The organism is Streptomyces subrutilus, assembly GCF_008704535.1.
In the GTDB taxonomy this organism is placed as follows: domain Bacteria; phylum Actinomycetota; class Actinomycetes; order Streptomycetales; family Streptomycetaceae; genus Streptomyces; species Streptomyces subrutilus.
The window spans coordinates 7,172,077-7,188,883 of record NZ_CP023701.1 but is presented as its reverse complement, the minus strand read 5'-3'; the positions used below and the strand labels follow the sequence as shown (position 1 = coordinate 7,188,883).

General features: G+C 73.9%; 10 protein-coding genes and 1 pseudogene. 6 read left to right on the top strand and 5 right to left on the bottom strand.

All coding sequences use genetic code 11. From position 1 onward, the window contains the following. Positions 1-5: 5 nt before the first annotated feature. From CP968_RS32110 to CP968_RS32095, 4 genes are all read right to left on the bottom strand, one after another. Complete coding sequence (locus CP968_RS32110; RefSeq protein WP_150521317.1) at positions 6-755, bottom strand: thioesterase II family protein; 750 nt, start codon at positions 753-755, stop codon at positions 6-8. Positions 756-758: 3 nt separating this feature from the next. Beyond that, complete coding sequence (locus tag CP968_RS32105) at positions 759-2,669, bottom strand: non-ribosomal peptide synthetase (RefSeq protein ID WP_189828918.1); 1,911 nt, start codon at positions 2,667-2,669, stop codon at positions 759-761. Beyond that, the gene (locus tag CP968_RS32100; protein ID WP_150522255.1) at positions 2,666-4,177 is read right to left on the bottom strand and encodes an aldehyde dehydrogenase family protein; all 1,512 of its coding nucleotides are present in this window, start codon (positions 4,175-4,177) and stop codon (positions 2,666-2,668) included. Before CP968_RS32100 ends, CP968_RS32105 begins: the two co-directional genes overlap by 4 nt. Before the next feature lie 188 nt (positions 4,178-4,365). Next, entirely contained in the window at positions 4,366-5,355 is a 990-nt protein-coding gene (locus CP968_RS32095; RefSeq protein WP_208836003.1) for an AfsR/SARP family transcriptional regulator, read from the bottom strand. Positions 5,356-5,529: 174 nt separating this feature from the next. Here CP968_RS32095 and CP968_RS32090 point away from each other — a divergent pair, with 174 nt between their 5' ends. The 4 genes from CP968_RS32090 to CP968_RS32075 all read left to right on the top strand — a co-directional run bounded on the left by CP968_RS32090 (position 5,530) and on the right by CP968_RS32075 (position 10,319). Continuing rightward, complete coding sequence (locus CP968_RS32090) at positions 5,530-7,131, top strand: tryptophan halogenase family protein (protein ID WP_150521316.1); 1,602 nt, start codon at positions 5,530-5,532, stop codon at positions 7,129-7,131. Between the two features lie 123 nt (positions 7,132-7,254). Then, entirely contained in the window at positions 7,255-7,941 is a 687-nt protein-coding gene (locus CP968_RS32085; protein ID WP_150521315.1) for a flavin reductase family protein, read from the top strand. Then, positions 7,928-9,208 (top strand): cation:proton antiporter, encoded by a 1,281-nt coding sequence (locus CP968_RS32080; protein WP_150521314.1) that lies wholly within the window; start codon positions 7,928-7,930, stop codon positions 9,206-9,208. Before CP968_RS32085 ends, CP968_RS32080 begins: the two co-directional genes overlap by 14 nt. Positions 9,209-9,443: 235 nt before the next feature. Further along, positions 9,444-10,319, top strand: a complete 876-nt coding sequence (locus tag CP968_RS32075; RefSeq protein ID WP_150521313.1) for an NAD(P)H-binding protein — start codon at positions 9,444-9,446, stop codon at positions 10,317-10,319. A 115-nt stretch (positions 10,320-10,434) separates the two neighbouring features. Here CP968_RS32075 and CP968_RS32070 read toward each other — a convergent pair whose 3' ends face one another. Further along, positions 10,435-11,388, bottom strand: coding sequence for an AraC family transcriptional regulator (locus tag CP968_RS32070; RefSeq protein WP_150521312.1), 954 nt, complete (start codon positions 11,386-11,388; stop codon positions 10,435-10,437). Between the two features lie 114 nt (positions 11,389-11,502). On the opposite strand from CP968_RS32070, the gene CP968_RS32065 reads away from it, so the two are divergent. Both CP968_RS32065 and modA read left to right on the top strand, forming a co-directional pair. After that, positions 11,503-12,360: an NAD(P)H-binding protein gene (locus CP968_RS32065; RefSeq protein ID WP_150521311.1), complete on the top strand. Its 858-nt coding sequence runs from the start codon at positions 11,503-11,505 to the stop codon at positions 12,358-12,360. Positions 12,361-12,889: 529 nt separating this feature from the next. Next, positions 12,890-13,696: pseudogene (gene modA / locus CP968_RS35150) on the top strand (molybdate ABC transporter substrate-binding protein); the annotation flags it as partial. Between the last annotated feature and the right edge of the window lie 3,111 nt (positions 13,697-16,807).

Sequence of the window (16,807 nt, the reverse complement as noted above, 5' to 3'; positions counted from 1 at the left end):
GGGTGTCAGGGAGTGGGGGCGAGCGGGGCGTGCTCGCCCCGCAGCAGGCCGGTCAGCTGGTCCAGTACGGGGCGGGGGTCGCGCAGGACGGCGTGGTGGCCGCCGGTGGTGGTGTGCCGGGTGAGGCCGGCGGTGGTGACCGCGGCCCAGCCGTCGAGTTCCGCCGCGCTGACGGTCTCGTCGCCGTCGGCGCCCCAGGCGTGGACGGGCACGTCGAGGCGGGGGGCCGGCTGGTGGACGTAGCCGAGCGACAGCGCGGCGTCCTTGCGGAGCATCGCCACCATCAGGGCGCGGGTGTCGTCGTCGAGGAGTTCCGGGTCGAGCCCGGCGGTGTCGAAGAGCTTGTCGAGCTCGTCCGCGTCGTCGACGATGCCGCGGCCCGCGCCGTCCCAGTGGCCGGGGGCCCGGCAGCCGCTGACCACCAGGGCCCGCGGCCGTACCCGGCGGGCGACCTCGTAGCCGATGAGCCCGCCGAAGCTGTGGCCGAAGACGACCAGCGGGCGGTCGGCGGCGACGGTGCGGCCCAGTTCGGCGGCGACGGCGGCGACGGCCTCGTCGAAGCTGTCGGGCATGGGCTCGCGCCAGCGGTTCTCGCGGCCGGGCAGCTGTACGCCGTACACCTGGGCGGTGCCGGACAGCGCGCCCTGCCAGGAGCGGAACTGCTGGCAGCCGGCGCCGGCGGGGGGCAGGCAGAGCAGCGCGGGCAGGGCCGCGTACGCCGGGTCGGTGGTCCAGGTGGAGATCCAGGTGCCCATGGTTCAGGCCCCCTCGGCGGTCTCGGCGGGGGCCGGGTCCTGCCGGGCGGCGGCGAGCCGGTCGAGTTCGGCGGCGAAGTCGCGGGCGCTGGGCCGGGCCAGCAGGGCGCCGAGGCCGACGCGCAGTCCGGTGATGCGGCGCAGTTCGGAGACGGCGCGGGCGGCGGCCAGGGAGTGGCCGCCCAGCTCGAAGAAGTCGGCCTGCGGGCCGGGTACGTCGATGGCGAGGACATCGGCCCAGACGGCCGTGACCAGCCGCTCGGTCGGTGTCGCGGCGGTGTGCGCCGCCGCGCCCGCTCCGGCCTCCGGCGCGGCCAGGGCGCGGGCCAGCGCCTCGCGGTCGGCCTTGCCGGTGGTCAGGGTCGGGATGCGCTCCAGGACGCGCACGGTGCTCGGCACGGCGGCCGCGGGCAGGTGCTTGCGGCAGCGTTCGACGACGCGGGCGGCGAGCCCGGCCGGGTCGGTTCCGGGCACGGCGACCACGGCGAGGCCGAGGGTCTGGCCCGAGGCGAGCGGGCAGCAGGCCGCGGCGACGACCTCGGGGAGTTCGGCGGCGACGCGCTCCACCTCGCCGAGTTCGATCCGGTGGCCGCGGACCTTGACCTGGTCGTCGCGGCGGCCGCGGTACTCCAGTTCGCCGCCGGGCCGGCGGACCACGACGTCGCCGGTGCGGTACATGCGGCTGCCGCCGCCCTGGAACGGGTCGGGGAGGAACCGGGCGGCCGTGAGGCCGGGGCGGCCGCGGTAGCCGCGGGCGACGGCGGGGCCGCCGAGGTAGAGCTCGCCCTCCGTCCCCTCGGGCACGGGGTGCAGGTCGTCGTCCAGGACGTACGCCCGGTAGCCGGGCAGCGGTCGTCCGATGGCGCTCACGTCGTCCCCCCGTTTGCTGTCGGCCCAGGTCGCGGCGATGCTCACCTCGGTCGGTCCGTACACGTTGAGCAGCCGGCGGCCGGCGGCGAACCGTTCGGCGAGGGCGGCGGGGCAGGCCTCCCCCGCGACGACGACCACTTCGGCGGCGCCGAGCGCGGCCCCGTGCGCGGCGAGCAGGGACGGGGTCAGGGAAACGGTGCGCAGGCCGGCCGGCAGGGGCTCGCGGCCTTCGGCGGCGGCCTCGCGCAGACCGTCGAGGGAGAGGTCCACGAGGGCCACGCCCTGGCCGTGGACGAGGTAGAGCAGGGTGCACCAGAGCCAGCCGTCGAAGGCGGGCGAGACGGCGTTGAGTCCGAGACCGCCGGGGGGCAGGCCCAGTCCGGCGAGGGCCGAGACGAAGGTGTCCAGGCCGCGGTAGGTGGCTTCGACCCCCTTGGGGCGGCCGGTGGTTCCGGAGGTGTAGATGAGGTAGGCGCGGCCGTCGGGGGCGGGCACCGACACGGAGAGCGCGCCGGGCGCGCTGCGGCGGATGTCCGCGGGGGTGAGCAGCCGGGCGGTGCCGGCCTCCAGACCCGCCGGCACCGCGGGCGCGATCAGCACGGCGGCCCCGGCGTCGGCGAGGACGTGCCCGAGGCGCTCCACCGGGTGGGCGGGGTCCATGGGCACGGCGGTCGCGCCGATGCTCCAGACGGCGAGGAGGGCGGGCACGCTCTCCCGGGACCGGCCGAGCAGCAGGCCGACCGGGGTCTCGGGGCCCGCTCCGGCCGCGGCGAGCGCGGCGGCGTAGCGGGCGGTGCGGGCGGTGAGCGCCGCGTAGGTGAGGGTGCCGTCGACGGCCTTGACGGCGGTCTCGTCGGGCTGTTCCCGGGTCCAGCGCTCCAGTCGCGCGAAGAGCGGCGGGAGCGCGGTCGCGGCGGGTGCGCAGGCCCCGGTCGCGGGGGTGGTCGCGGGGGTGTGCTCCGCCGGGTGGGCGGGGGGCGGTGGGGTGTCGGCCGGTGCGGCGGGGGCGGTGGCCCCCGCGGGCGCGGCGTGCCGCTCGGTCATCGCTCGTTCCTCTCGGTGTCCGCGGGGCGTGCGGCCGCGGTGGACCGCAGCCGCGGTCCGACGACCTGTCCGCCCCGGCCCTGCGGCAGTTGCATCGACTTGGTCTCCAGGAAGGACTCCAGTCCGGCCGTGCCGCATTCGCGGCCGATGCCGGACTGCTTGAACCCGCCGAACGGGGCGGCCGGGTTGAACTGGCCGCCGTTCACGTCGACGAGGCCCGAGCGGAAGCGGCGCGCGACGCGCTCGGCGCGGGCGTCGTCCGCGGACCAGACCGCGCCGTGCAGCCCGTAGCGGGTGCCGTTGACGATGCGGACGGCCTGCTCCTCGTCGTCGTAGGGGATGACGCAGAGCACCGGGCCGAAGATCTCCTCCTGGCCGATGGTGGTCAGCGGGTCCACGTCCGCGAAGATGGTCGGGCGTACGTAGTAGCCGGTGGCCAGTCCGTCGGGCCGGCCGGGGCCGCCGCGGACCAGGCGGGCACCGCCCTCCTCGGCGCCGCGGCGCACGTACGCGGTGACGCGGGCGTGTGCCGCGGCCGACACCAGCGGTCCGAGGTCGGTGGCGGGGTCGCGCGGGTCGCCGGTCACGTAGCCGTCCATGGCCGCGCCGGCGAGCTGCACGGCCTCGTCCTGCCGGGCGCGGGGCACCAGCAGCCGGCTCCACTGGAGGCAGGTCTGGCCGGTGTTGAAGAGCATCTGGTCCACGGTCGCGGCGACGGAGGCGGCCAGGTCGGCGTCGTCGAGGACGAGGCTGGCGTTCTTCCCGCCGAGTTCGAGGTGGACGCGCTTGACCCGGTCGGCTCCGAGGGCCGAGACCTCGCGGCCGGCGCGGGTCGAGCCGGTGAGCGAGACCACGTCCACGAGCGGGTGGGTGACCAGCGCGGTGCCCACGGTGGGGCCGGTGCCGACCACCATGTTGAAGACGCCGGGCGGCAGGTCGGCCTCGGCGAAGGCCCCCGCGAGCAGTCGGGCGTGCAGCGGGGTGATCTCGCTCGGCTTGTGCACCACGGTGCAGCCGGCCGCGAGGGCCGGGAGGATTTTCTGCACGGTGAGCAGCAGCGGGGTGTTCCACGGGGTGATGCAGGCGGCCACCCCGGCGGCCTCGCGGACGACCAGGGAGTGGCCGATCCGCTCCTCGAAGGCGTAGGAGGCGGCGGTCTCCACGCAGTGGGCCGCCATGCCCAGGGAGAGCCCGACGTGGGTCTGGCGCGCCATCCGGGTCGGCGCGCCGACCTCCGCGGTGATCACCTCGGCGAACCGGTCGGCCCGCGCCTCCATGGCTCCGACGACCCGGCGCAGCAGCCCGGCCCGCTCCTTCAGCGGGGTCGCGGCCCAGCCGGCGAAGGCCGCGGCGGCGGCGCGCGCCGCCAGGTCGGCGTCCCGTGCGGTGCCCGCGGGCACCGTCGCCAGGGCCCGCTCGGTCGCGGGATCGGTGACGACCAGGCGGCCCTCGGCGTCGGAGGCGACCCACGCGCCGTCGATCCACTGGTCGTCGTAACGGGGTGGCAGGGGGGCCGCGGGCGCCTCGGCCCGGGGCGGGCCGGGGTGCTGTGGAACGGTCAGCACGGTCACGGTGGAGTCCTCACTCGATCACGGAATCGCGGGAAGGGCGGGGAGGGCGGAGTGGGCGGCACATCGCGGGCGTCGGCGCGGACTTCGGCTTCGGCTTCGGCTTCGGCTTCGGCTTCGGCTTCGGCTCAGTCGGCCGTACGGGCCAGGACGGCGGCCGTGCGGCTGTCGGGCCTGGCCCGCCGTACCGGCCGGGCCAGGGCCGCCGTGCGGGGGTCCGGGTTCCAGACCGCGGCGGCGGGCCGGCGCGGCGCGGACCGCAGGGCGCGGACCGTGGCCGCCGGGCCGCCGGTGCCGGCCGGTGCGCCGGCGGCCCTGGGCGCGGCCGGGGCCTGCGTCGGGATCAGGGTGTGCAGCAGCCGCTGGGTCTCCGCGTCGGGGGCCACCGACAGCTCCTCGCGCATCCGGCGGGCACAGAGCTCGTACCAGCGCCGCACGCAGGCCAGTTCGCCGCGGCGGCCGTGGGCGGCCATCAGCGCCCGGTAGGTCTCCTCGTGGTGGCGGTCGATCTCCAAGGTGCGTCTGCAGATCCCGATCAGCTCCACGAAGTCCTCGCGGGCCTCGGCGTCGGCGCGCAGCACGCCGAGGGCGCGCAGCGCGAGCGCCCTGAGGTACTCGCGCTGCTCGACGACCCAGTCGGCGTTCTCGCCGCGCAGGAACTCGCCGCCGTAGAGGTCGAGCGCCGCGCGCAGCCGGGTCCGGGCGAGCGGGGTGTCCCGGGCCAGGGCGGCGCGCAGGCCGCCGTGCACGAGTTCCTGGAAGCGGTCGAGGTCGGACCACAGGCCGCTGACGTGCAGGACGTAGCCGAAGTCGCGGTAGACGAGCCGGATCCCCGAGCTGCCGGGGCGGTCGGGGTGGGCGTCGAGCACGCGGCGCAGGGCGTGGGCGGCGACCTTGAGCGAGCTGCCGGCGGTGCTGTCGGCGCCGGGCCACAGGGAGGCGTAGAGCCGGTCGCGGGTGAGCATCTGGCCGCGGTGGACGACGAGGTACTGGAAGAGGCCGCGGGCCTTTCCGGCCCGCCAGCGCTGGACGGGCGCGCCGTTGACGGTGAGCTCGAAGTCGCCGAGGAAGCGGACCCGCACCGCGGGCCCCGCTGTCTCGATCGCTGCGGTGGTCATCGCGTCCTCCCGGTGGTTGTACGCCTGCCGCACTGCCTGCGACGAGTGTGTTCGGGCCTTCTACAAACGCCCTATACCGGCGGGATTCGAGCCGTGTAGAGCGGTGATAGGCCGGTTCTCCACCCTGATGGGCACGACCACCCGAACCGCCGACTGCGAAATGAGGGCTGTTTCATGACCAGCACCGACACCCGGCTTCAGAAGGTCGTCATCCTGGGCGGCGGCACGGCCGGCTGGATGACCGCCGCGTATCTCGGGAAGGCGCTCCAGGGCACGGTCGACATCACCGTCCTGGAGGCGCCCTCCATCCCGCGCATCGGCGTCGGCGAGGCCACCGTGCCCAATCTCCAGCGGTCGTTCTTCGACTACCTGGGCATCGCCGAGGACGAGTGGATGCGGGAGTGCAACGCCAGCTTCAAGATGGCCGTGCGCTTCGTCAACTGGCGGACGGGCGGGCAGGGCGAGGCGACGGCCCGCGAGCTGCCGGGCGGCGGTCCCGACCACTTCTACCACCCTTTCGGCCTGCTGCCGGACTACGACCACACCCCGCTGTCGCACTACTGGTTCAAGCGCAAGTACGAGGGCCGGACCACCGAGCCCTTCGACTACGCCTGCTTCCGCGAGCCCCCCGTGATGGACGCGATGAAGGCCCCGCGCTGGCTCGACGGGCGGCCGGCCACCCGGTACGCCTGGCACTTCGACGCCCAGCTGGTGGCCGACTTCCTGCGGCGGTTCGCCACCGAGAAGCAGGGCGTCCGGCACGTGCAGGACGAGATGGTGCGGGTGGAGCAGGACGGGCGCGGCTACGTGACCACCCTGCACACCAAGGGCGGACTGGCTCTGGACGCGGACCTGTTCGTCGACTGCTCGGGCTTCCGCGGGCTGCTGATCAACCAGGCGCTGGAGGAGCCGTTCATCGACATGAGCGACCACCTGCTGTGCGACAGCGCGGTGGCCACGGCCGTCGCGCACGACGACGAAGCCAACGGCGTGGAGCCGTACACCTCGTCGATCGCGATGTCGGCCGGCTGGGCCTGGAAGATCCCGATGCTGGGCCGTTTCGGCACCGGCTACGTGTACTCCAGCAAGTTCACCGACCAGGAGACGGCCACCCGCGAGTTCGCGGACATGTGGGGCCTGGACGTGGAGGAGACCAAGTTCAACCACATCCGCTTCCGCGTCGGCCGCAACCGCCGCGCGTGGGTGAAGAACGTGGTCGGCATCGGCCTGTCCTCCTGCTTCCTGGAGCCGCTGGAGTCGACCGGCATCTACTTCATCACCGCGGCCATCTACCAGCTGGCCAAGCACTTCCCGGACAAGACCTTCAACAAGGGTCTGGTCGACAGCTTCAACCACGAGATCGAGGTGATGTTCGACGACACCCGCGACTTCATCCAGGCGCACTTCTACTACGCGCCGCGCAACGACACCCCGTTCTGGCAGGCGCAGAAGACCCTGACCCTCCCCGACAACATCCAGCAGAAGATCTCCGCCTACAAGGCCGGCCTGCCCATCAACTCGCCGATCACCGACGAGTCCACGTACTACGGCAACTTCGAGGCGGAGTTCCGCAACTTCTGGACCAACGGCAGCTACTACTGCATCTTCGCGGGCCTCGGCCTGGAGCCGGACGCCCCGCTGCCCTCGCTCGCCCACCGTCCGGAGTCCGTCGCCGGCGCCGAGCCCCTCTTCGACACCGTCAAGCGCCAGCAGCAGAACCTGCTGGAGACGCTGCCCAGCGCGTACGACTACCTGCGTCAACTGCACGGCGCGTAAGGCTCTCCGGCTCCCGCGGCCGCAGCACCCGGCGCGCCGCGGCCTCCCGCTCCCACGGTCCGGCAGCACGGCTCTCCCGCCGGCTGCCGGGCCGCCGTGTTTCAGCCACTCCAGGAGTCCGACATGCCCCACCACTCCGTGTCCCGTTCCGGCCCGCCCCAGCCGCATCCGCGTCCGGCGCCCGCGCCGGGCGGCGCACCGGTCGATGCCGCCGTCGCGTCCGGGGGCCGGCAGCCCGACCTCCGCCCGTTCATGGCCGCCTTCCCGACGGGGGTGTCCATCGTCACCACGCTGGACTCCGACGCCGCACCCCACGGCCTGACCTGCAGTTCCGTGGCGAGCGTCGCACTCGCGCCGCCCACGCTCGTGGTGTGCATACGGGCGGCCAGCCCGACCCTGTCCGTCCTGCTCGCGCAGGGGCACTTCGCCGTCAACCTGCTGCACGAGCGGGCCCGCGCCGCCTCCGACCTGTTCGCCTCCGGCGCGCCCGACCGCTTCGACCGCACCGAGTGGCGCCTGCCCCTGGGCGCGGGCGGCCCCCACCTGACCGCCGACGCCCACGCCGTCGCGGACTGCACCGTGGTCCGCGCCGTCGGGTTCGGCGACCACACCGCGGTGTTCGCCGAGGTCGACCGCGTGACCGTCCGGGACGATCCGCAGCCCCTGCTGTACGGCCTGCGGCGCTACGCCCTGTGGTCCGAGGCCGCCTCCGCCCCACCGCCGGCCGCGGCCGGCCGCCCCGCCCCCGCCCTCGTACGCCCGAACGCCACCGCCACCGCCACCGAAGGAGGCACCCGTGTCGTCCGCTGACCCGCTGCCCGCACTGCTGGTCGCCGTCCCCGTCGTGATCCTCGCCTGCCAGGCGGGTGCGGCGCTCTTCCGCCGGTTCGGCCAGCCCCCGGTGGTCGGCGAGATCGCCACGGGCATCCTGCTGGGCCCCTCGCTGCTGGGCTGGATCTGGCCGGAGGCCCAGCACTGGCTCTTCCCGCCCGCCGTCCTGCCGTACACCTCCGTCCTCGGCCAACTGGGGCTGCTGGCGTTCATGTTCCTGGTCGGACTGGAGCTGGACCTGAAGAGCCTGCGCGGCCACACGCGCGTGGCGGTGGCCGTCAGCCAGGCCGGCATGCTGCTGCCGCTGGTGCTCGGCTCGGTCCTGGCGGTCTCCCTCTACGACCGGTTCTCACCGGACGGGGTGGGCCGACTGCCGTTCACCCTGTTCATCGCGGTGGCCATGAGCATCACCGCGTTCCCCGTGCTCGCCCGCATCCTCATCGACCGCGGGCTCTACGGCACCCCGCTCGGCGCGCTCGCCATGGCCTGCGCGGCCGTGGACGACGTGGTCGCCTGGTGCCTGCTCGCCCTCGTGGTGGCCCTCGCGTCGGCCGGCTCCCCGATGGAGGCGGCCACGACGGCCGTCCTGGCCGTGGTCTTCACCCTCGTCATGCTCCGCCTGGTGAAACCGCTGCTGGCGCGCTGGGCGGCGCGGGCCGAGCGGTACCAGGACGGGGTGGTGCTCGTCGCGCTGTTCAGCGGGCTGTGCCTGTCGGCGCTGGCCACGGACCGGATCGGGGTGCACGCCCTGTTCGGCGCCTTCCTGTTCGGCGTGATCACCCCCCGCACCGGGCACCGCATCGAGGTCTCGGCCGCGCGGCTGCGGGCGTTCACGGTGCCGGTGCTGCTGCCGCTGTTCTTCGTCCACACGGGGCTGCGCACGGACATCGGGGGGCTGGCGGCCACGCCCGAGCTCTGGCTGTGGGCGGGGGCGATCCTGCTCGTCGCGATCCTCGGCAAGTGGGGCGGCGCGGCCCTCGCCGCCCGCGCCTGCCGCAGACCCTGGCGGGAGTCCCTGTCGATCGGGGCGCTGATGAACTGCCGGGGCCTGACGGAGCTGGTGGTCCTGAACGTGGGCCTCGAACTCGGTGTCATCGGGCCGGAGCTGTTCACCATGCTGGTCCTGATGGCGCTGGTGACCACGGCCGTCACCGGTCCGGCCCTGACCTGGCTGCGCGCCGGCGCGGCGCCCGATCCGGTGCCCCGGCCGGAGGAGAAGGAGGTGCCCGAGAAGTCGCTCTCCTGATCCCGCGCCGGGGACCGGACCGTACGGCGCCGGGCACCCTCCCGGGCGTTGCGGCTCCGGTCCCCCCGGCGCGCCCGGCCGCGCGCGGGCATCGGAGTGACGGCCCGACCCGCCGGTGGCGTGGCTCCCGCACCGTACGGCCCCGCTTCCCAGGCGCGGCAGCCCCGGACGCGCGGACATGCCCTCCGGACGATCACCCATGGCAGCCGTCGGCCCCCCCTGCGAGGCTCGACGCATGACACACAACGACACCACCCGCACCGGCACGACGAACGGCCCGGGCACCGTCCTGGTCCTCGGCGGCACCGGCAAGACCGGCCGCAGGGTCGTCGCCCTCCTCCGCGAGCTGGGCGTGGAGACCCGCGCGGCCTCCCGCTCCGGTGACACCCCCTTCGACTGGGCGGACCCGGCCACCTGGCAGCCGGCCCTCGACGGAGCCGACGCCGTCTACATCGTCGGCACCGAGGACTCGCCCTCCCCGACGCCCCCCTTCATCGAGCAGGCCGTCGCGAGCGGCGTGCGGCGGCTGGTGCTGCTCTCGGCCCGGGGCGCCGACACGCCCGGCCACTTCTCCGAGAAGGTCGGCGCCCCGCACCGGGAGAGCGAGGCGGCCGTCCGGTCCTCCGGCGTCGCCTGGACGATCCTGCGGCCCGGCTGGTTCGCCCAGAACTTCAGCGAGGGCGTCTTCCTCGACGGCGTACGCGCCGGTGAACTGTCACTGCCGACCGGAGACGGCACCGCGGCGTTCGTCGACGCCGACGACATCGCGGCGGTCGCCGTCGCGGCCCTCACCCGGGACGGCCACGACGGCGAGGTGTACGAGCTGTCCGGCCCCCGCGCGCTGAGCGTCGCCGACGTGCTCGACGAGATCGCGAAGGTGACCGGCGTGCGCACCGCCTACGTCCCGGTCGAGCCGTCCGCGTTCCGGGCCGGGCTCGTGGCGCAGGGCGTGTCCGAGGAGGAGGCCGCGGTCTGGACGGAGGCGATGGAGCCGATCCTCGCGAGCCGCGAGGCCCCGCTGACCGACGGCGTCCGCCGCGCGCTCGGCCGCCCGCCGCGCGACGTCGCCGACTTCGTCCGCGACGCGGCGGCGGCGGGCGCCTGGGCCTGACCCGTACGGGACGGACAGGCGCTCCCGGTGCGGCGGTCGCCCCACGGCACCACGACCGCACGGGAGCCGCCCGACCGGTGCCGGCCCCGGTCGGACCGGGCCGGCACCGGCCAGCTCAGCCCGCCGGAACGGCCCGGTCCGGTCCCGGGGCGGCCGCCGCCTCCCGCCGGTACGCGCTGGGGCTCGCGCCCCGCAGCCGTTTGAACGCCGCACTGAAGCCGAACGCGTCCGCGTAGCCGACCCGCCGGGCCACCGCCGCCACCGTCAGCTCGGTACGGCTCAGCAGGTCGGCGGCGAGCGTCATCCGCCAGTCGGTGAGGTAGGCCACCGGTCCGTCGCCGACCTGCTCCGTGAACCGCTTCGCCAGGGTCGTCCGCGACACCCCCGCCCGCGCCGCCAGCTCGGCCGTGGTCCAGGGATGCGCCGGATCCTCGTGGATCGCACGCAGCGCCGGGCCCGCCACCTCGTCGCCGAGCGCGCCGTACCAGCCCGGCGGCTGGGCCTCGGGCCGGTCGAACCAGTCCCGCAGCGTGCACACCAACAGCCAGTCCAGCAACCGGTCGAGCACGATCTGGTGCCCCGGCCGGCCGCCGCCGATCTGGCCCTCCAGGTAGGCGTGCAGCGGCTCGCAGTCCGGCTCGTCGGGCACCACCAGGACGGGCGGCAGGGCGCGCAGCAGCCGCTGCGGGACCTGTGCCCGGACGTCGTAGGCGGCGGCGAGCAGCACGGTGGGGCCGCTGAGTTCGTCGTCCCCCTCGGCGGCGTCCGGTCGTTCCTCGCCCCACCGCACCTCCCGAACGCCGGGGGCCGGGCCCGTCCCCGAGGCGTTCGCCGGGTCGTCGGTGAACGAGAACGGCGCGGGCCCCCGGACGATCGCGGCCTCGCCGAGCTGCACCCGTCGGGGCTCCCCGGCCTCCGGCACGATCCACCCCGCGCCGCGCAGCGGCAGGATCAGGGTCAGGTAGGCCCCGTCGGTGAAGCGCAGCGACCAGGGCGGCCACAGCACCGAACGCCCGAAGACCGCACCCTTGCCCCGCACGCCACGCAACAGCTCGTCGAACACGTCCATGGCGCCAACGATAGGCAGACCCGGCGCGGTGCGGCGGCCACGCCCGGACGATCACCTATGCACGGCGGACGGACGCCCATGGCTCCGGCGGCCGGGCCGCGATGGACTTGCCCCATGACAACGCAGAGCAAGCACGGCACCTCGTCCGACCTCCTCGTCCTCGGAGCCACCGGGAAGACCGGCCGCCGGCTGGTCGCCCGCCTGCGCGACGCGGGCGGCGCCCGCGTCCGGGCCGCCTCCCGCTCCGGAGAGGTGACCTTCGACTGGACCGTCCCCGCCACCTGGGAGCCCGCGCTCGCCGGGGCCGGGTCGGTCTACCTGGTCGCCCCCGAAGACCCCTCTCCCGTAGAGGAGTTCGTGCGGCGGGCCACCGCATCCGGCGTGCACCGTTTCGTGGTGCTCTCCGGCCACGGCATCGAGAAGGCGGACGGCGGCTCCTTCGGCCTGGGCATGGCCGCCGCCGAAGGCGCGGTCCGTGGATCGGGGGCCGAGTGGACCCTCCTGCGGGCGAACAACTTCTTCCAGAACTTCGACGAGGACCTGTGGCTGGCCCCGCTGCGGGCGGGCCGCCTGGGTCTGCCGGACGGAGGCGTACCGGAGCCGTTCATCGACGCCGACGACGTGGCGGCGGTCGCGGCGGCGGTGCTCACCGAGCCCGGCCACGCGGGCCGCGCCTACGAACTCTCCGGCCCGCGCGGCCTCACCTTCGCCGAGGCCACCCGGACGATCGCCGAGGCCGCCGGCCGCCCCATCCGCTACGAGGAGCTCACGCCGGCCTCCTACCGGGCCGAGCTCCTCGCCGAGGGATGGCCGCCGGCCGCCGCCGACGGGATCGGGGACCTGTTCGAGGTGCTCCGGGCGGGCCACATGGCCGAGGTGACCGACGACGTACGCCGGGTCCTGGGCCGCGAGCCCGCCGACCTGGAGCCGTGGGCACGCCGCGTCGCGGCCCGGGGGACCTGGGCCGCGTAGGGGAGCGGCGGGGCCCGGCACCCTCCACCCGCGCCGCCGCACGCCACCGTGCGGCGGCGCGGTCCGCGTGGCGCCGGCGGGTCGCGTGGCGCGGGCGGGTCGGCGCGCGGGTCATGGCCGCGAGCAGGTGAAGCCGGGGACCGGGCCTGTGCCCGGGCCTGGGCCCAGGCGGGTACGCGTCCGCTCCGGTGCGTGTCGCGCGCCAGGCGAACCGCTCTGTCCGGGTTGCGGGCCGGGTCCGTTCGGACGTCTTTCGCCCCTCGTCCCGTCCGACCCCTCTGACCTGCGATGTTCGTCCCCGCAGGGCCGGGTGGACGGCCGGCGCCGACCCGGGGTGCCGAATTGCAGACGCGGGCTTCTTCTCTTCTACTGGCCGCATGTGCGGTGCTTCCCGTCCGGTCGTCTGCGCGAGCCGTTCGACGCCGGGCCGAAGCCGCGGGATCCCCCCGCCCCGAGCATGCGGGCCCGCGACCGCACCGAAGGCCGTCGCCACCGACGCCCCCGAACCGCTCGAAGGAGCCCCCTCGCCATGTCCCCCACCCTGTACCCGCGCCGCGCCGCCGTCGGCCTCCTCGCCGGCGCCCTCCTCGTCCCCGCGCTGGCCGGCTGCGGCGGCAGTGACGGCAGCGGATCCGCCGTGAGCGGCACCGGCAGCTCCGCGTCGGCGGCCGCCGCCTCCGCCACCCCGCAGGTGGACCTGACGGTCCTGGCGGCGGCCTCCCTGACCGACGTGTTCAAGACGGCGGCCGCCGCGTACGAGAAGCAGCACCCCGGCACCAGCCTGAAGTTCTCCTTCGCCGGCTCGCAGGAGCTGGCCGCGCAGGTGAAACAGGGGGCTCCGGCCGACGCGCTGGTCACCGCGGACACCACGACGATGGACGGGGTGCGGGCCCAGGTGAACGACCCCAAGGTCATCGCGAAGAACCGCCTGGTCATCGCCACCGCCAAGGGCAACCCGCTCAAGATCGACAGCCTGAAGGACCTCGCCGACACCAAGATCAAGGTGGTGCTGGCCGCGCCCGAGGTGCCCGCCGGGCGCTACAGCAAGGAGGTCCTGGACGAGCAGGGCATCACGGTGAAGCCGGTCTCGCAGGAGCCGAACGTGCGCGCCGCGCTGTCGAAGGTGGAGCTGGGCGAGGCGGACGCCGCTCTGGTCTACAAGACGGACGCGGCCTCCGCGAAGGCCAAGGTGGACGCCGTCGAGATCCCCGACGACCAGAACGCCGTCGCCTCGTATCCGGCGGCCACCCTCAAGGCGTCGAAGAAGGGACCGGCCGCGACCGAGTTCGTCGCGTGGCTCTCCGCCCCGGAGGCGCAGAAGATCCTCACGGACGCGAGCTCGGGATCGTGTGGGACACCGCGGACGCCGGGTTCGCCGAGAACCTGGCCGCTGCGCGGGCGTACTACGAGCAGCACGGGACCTTGCCGCGCCCCGGCACGCCACCTCGACGGACCGGGCTATCGGCCAGTGGCTCACCAACATCCGCCGGCCCGAGGGACTCGGGAGGGAACCCGTATGCGCCCAGCGGCGGGCCGCGGCACTCGCCGCGATCGACCCGGACTGGAACCCGGAGCTGTTGGAGTGCACGGTGGACTGGCAGCGCCACCACCCCTACCTCGCCCAGCTCCTCGACGAGGGGGCGCTGGTGCCCTCGATCACGCCGGGGGTGACCCGGCACGGCGAAGACATCGGACGGTGGCTGGAGACCCAGCGGCGGGACTTCGGCCGGCTGAACGCCGAGCAGCAGCGGCTGGCCCGCCTCGGCGTCACCGTTATTCCGGAGTCGCGTACGGCGGCCGCCAGGACGCGCGACCACCGGGCGCGGCGCAGGCGCGTTCCAGACCGGCCTACAGGCCCTCTCCCCATACCTGGAGGCCGAGGGCCGGATGCCCAGCCGGAGCGTGGTGCAGACCCTGCCTGACAGCACCGTCCACCGCACCGGCGTATGGCTCATGAACCAACGGAACCGCCGCGACCGGCTCCACTCTGACAACTGCGGGCGCTCGCCGAACTCGGAGTCGACTGGGCACGGTTTCAGTGACCGGGTCTGCGGCTCGCCTCCGAGGAAATCGGCGTAGTGCCAGCCGCGGCGTAGGAGGTGTTCACCGAGGCGATGCTGCTGTGCAGTCGGTTCGAGGGGTCCGGTGATGATGACACGGGCGATCTGCAGTTGCTGCTGGCCGGTGTGCAGTGCGAAGCGGCCCGTTCCCGGCTGTGCCGCGTCACGCATGCCAGGGCATCGTCGTCTCCGAGGAGCCCGGTGTCGTCGCGAATAAACGGAAGGAGTGGTGTCCACTTGACTGGTTCTGGCATTCGCTATCGATGGGCATACCACTCTCTGTCCATTTTTACGACCTGTCGGGTTCTCGCCAGCAGGAGATGGGCCAACATAAATTTTTTGTCTCACCGCTGACGCGCTACTACGTTCACGCCTTGGAAATAGATCAGGGGTGGCGTGGCAGTGGGGATTCCTGCCCGCCTTTGCGGATGCTGGGGGATCATGTCTGCAATCAGGGGTCGGCGGCTTTGTCGCGCCGTAGCGGCCGCTCTCGGCGCGGTAGTCGTCATGGGTGTGACACCCGGGTACGCGCCGACGGCTGCCGCTGCTACGGCCCAGGTGCCGGCGAGCGAGAGTGACGAGGCGCTCAAGGCCGCGGCCGAGTCCGGCAAACCCGTCGAAGTGCTGGGCGAGCGGACAGAGTCCACGACGACGTTCGCGAATCCGGACGGAAAGTCCTTCCGCCTTGACCAGTCGGCCGTTCCGGTCCGGGTCAAGGCGAAGGGCGGCGCCGGCTGGGTCACGCCCGACGCCACGCTGGAGGTCCGTCCGGACGGCACAGTGGGCCCCAAGGCCGCCGTGGCCGGGGTCGGCTTCTCCGGCGGCAGGGATTCGAGCCTGGTCACCATCGAGCACGGCGGACGGTCGATGTCGCTGGGCTGGCAGGGCGGCACGCTGCCCAAGCCGGTCCTCGACGGGGACAGCGCCGTGTACCAAGAGGTACTGCCCGGGGTCGACCTGCGGATGACGGCAACCTTGAAGGGCTTCCGAGAGGTCCTCGTGGTCAAGACTCCGGAGGCCGCGAAGAACCCGAAGCTCCAGCGCGTCGAGTTCGACCTCGCGGCGAAGGAGGTCCAGCTCAACCCTGCCAAGGACGGCGGTCTGTCCGCGACGGACGCCAACGGCAAGCCGGTGTTCAAGGCGCCCCCGGCCCTGATGTGGGACTCGAAGGGCCTGTCCGCCGCACCGGCCATTTCGGCGAAGGATAGGATGGCCGCGGCCAAGAGCGAGGGCGGTCACCCGGCTAAGGCGCCCGTCGGCGCGGAGTCCGGCGGCCGTCCCGCCGACGGTCCAGCCTTCGGTTCCGGGGCGGCGAACATGCCCGTCCAGGTCGACGCCGACTCGCTGGCAGTCGTACCGGACTCCGCGCTGCTGAAGCAGACCGATCCCGCGGCCTTCCCCCTGTACATCGACCCCTCCGTCGCCCTCGACGACGGCACCGAGCACACCGCGCTCCGCAATGACGGCGTGTCCTTCTGGAACTGGGACAACGACAGCGACGGCCAGGGCAAGGGCATGGGCAAGTGCGGCTCTTGGGGCGGATACTACTGTGGCCCGGGCTACGTGCAGCGCCTCTACTTCGAGTTCTCGCCGAGCAAGCTGGCGGGCAAGGAGGTTCTGGCCGCCCGCTTCCGCGTCACCGAGCCGTGGGCCTTCCAGTGCGAGCTGCGCAATGTCTGGCTGGTCCGCATGGACGGGGAGATTTCCCCCTCGACGACCTGGGGCAACAAGCCCAACTATGCCGACCTCATGGGCGACCGCTGGCTGTCGGCCGGCCGTGGCTCCGCATGCGATCCCAACTCGCCCGCCGCGACCGTCGAATTCTCGGACAACCTTCCTGACGAGCCGGACGAGAACCTCACTCCCACCGTCCGCGACTTCGCCAACGGCCGCTACAACCGTCTGAACCTGGAGCTGCGGGCCGAGGACGAGTCGGACACCGCCGCGTGGAAGCGCTTCCGCAACGACGCGGCCCTGTCCGTCGACTACATGGGCAAGCCCAACACCCCCATCTACGTGGGACTGGTCACGGGCACGGGAGAGATCTGCTCGAACGACGCCGCCAAGCCCACCGTCATCTCGGACCCGACTCCGGCCATGACCGCGATCACCGAAACCGTGTGGGGCGGCGAATCCGGTGCCCAGCTGCGGATCCTCATGCAGACCGAGAAGAAGGAGACCAACGGCTCCTGGACCGCGATCAAGGCCAACGCGGGCGACACCGACTACATCAGCCGACCCTCGTCGGGATACGTGGGGGACAACGTCAAGGTCACCAGTGACCCCCCCGCCACACTGACGGACGGCACCCAGTACCGCTTCCGGACCTGGACCCGCTCGTACGCGAACGGCAACGAGCGCACCAGCAACCCCAGCGCGGACTGCTA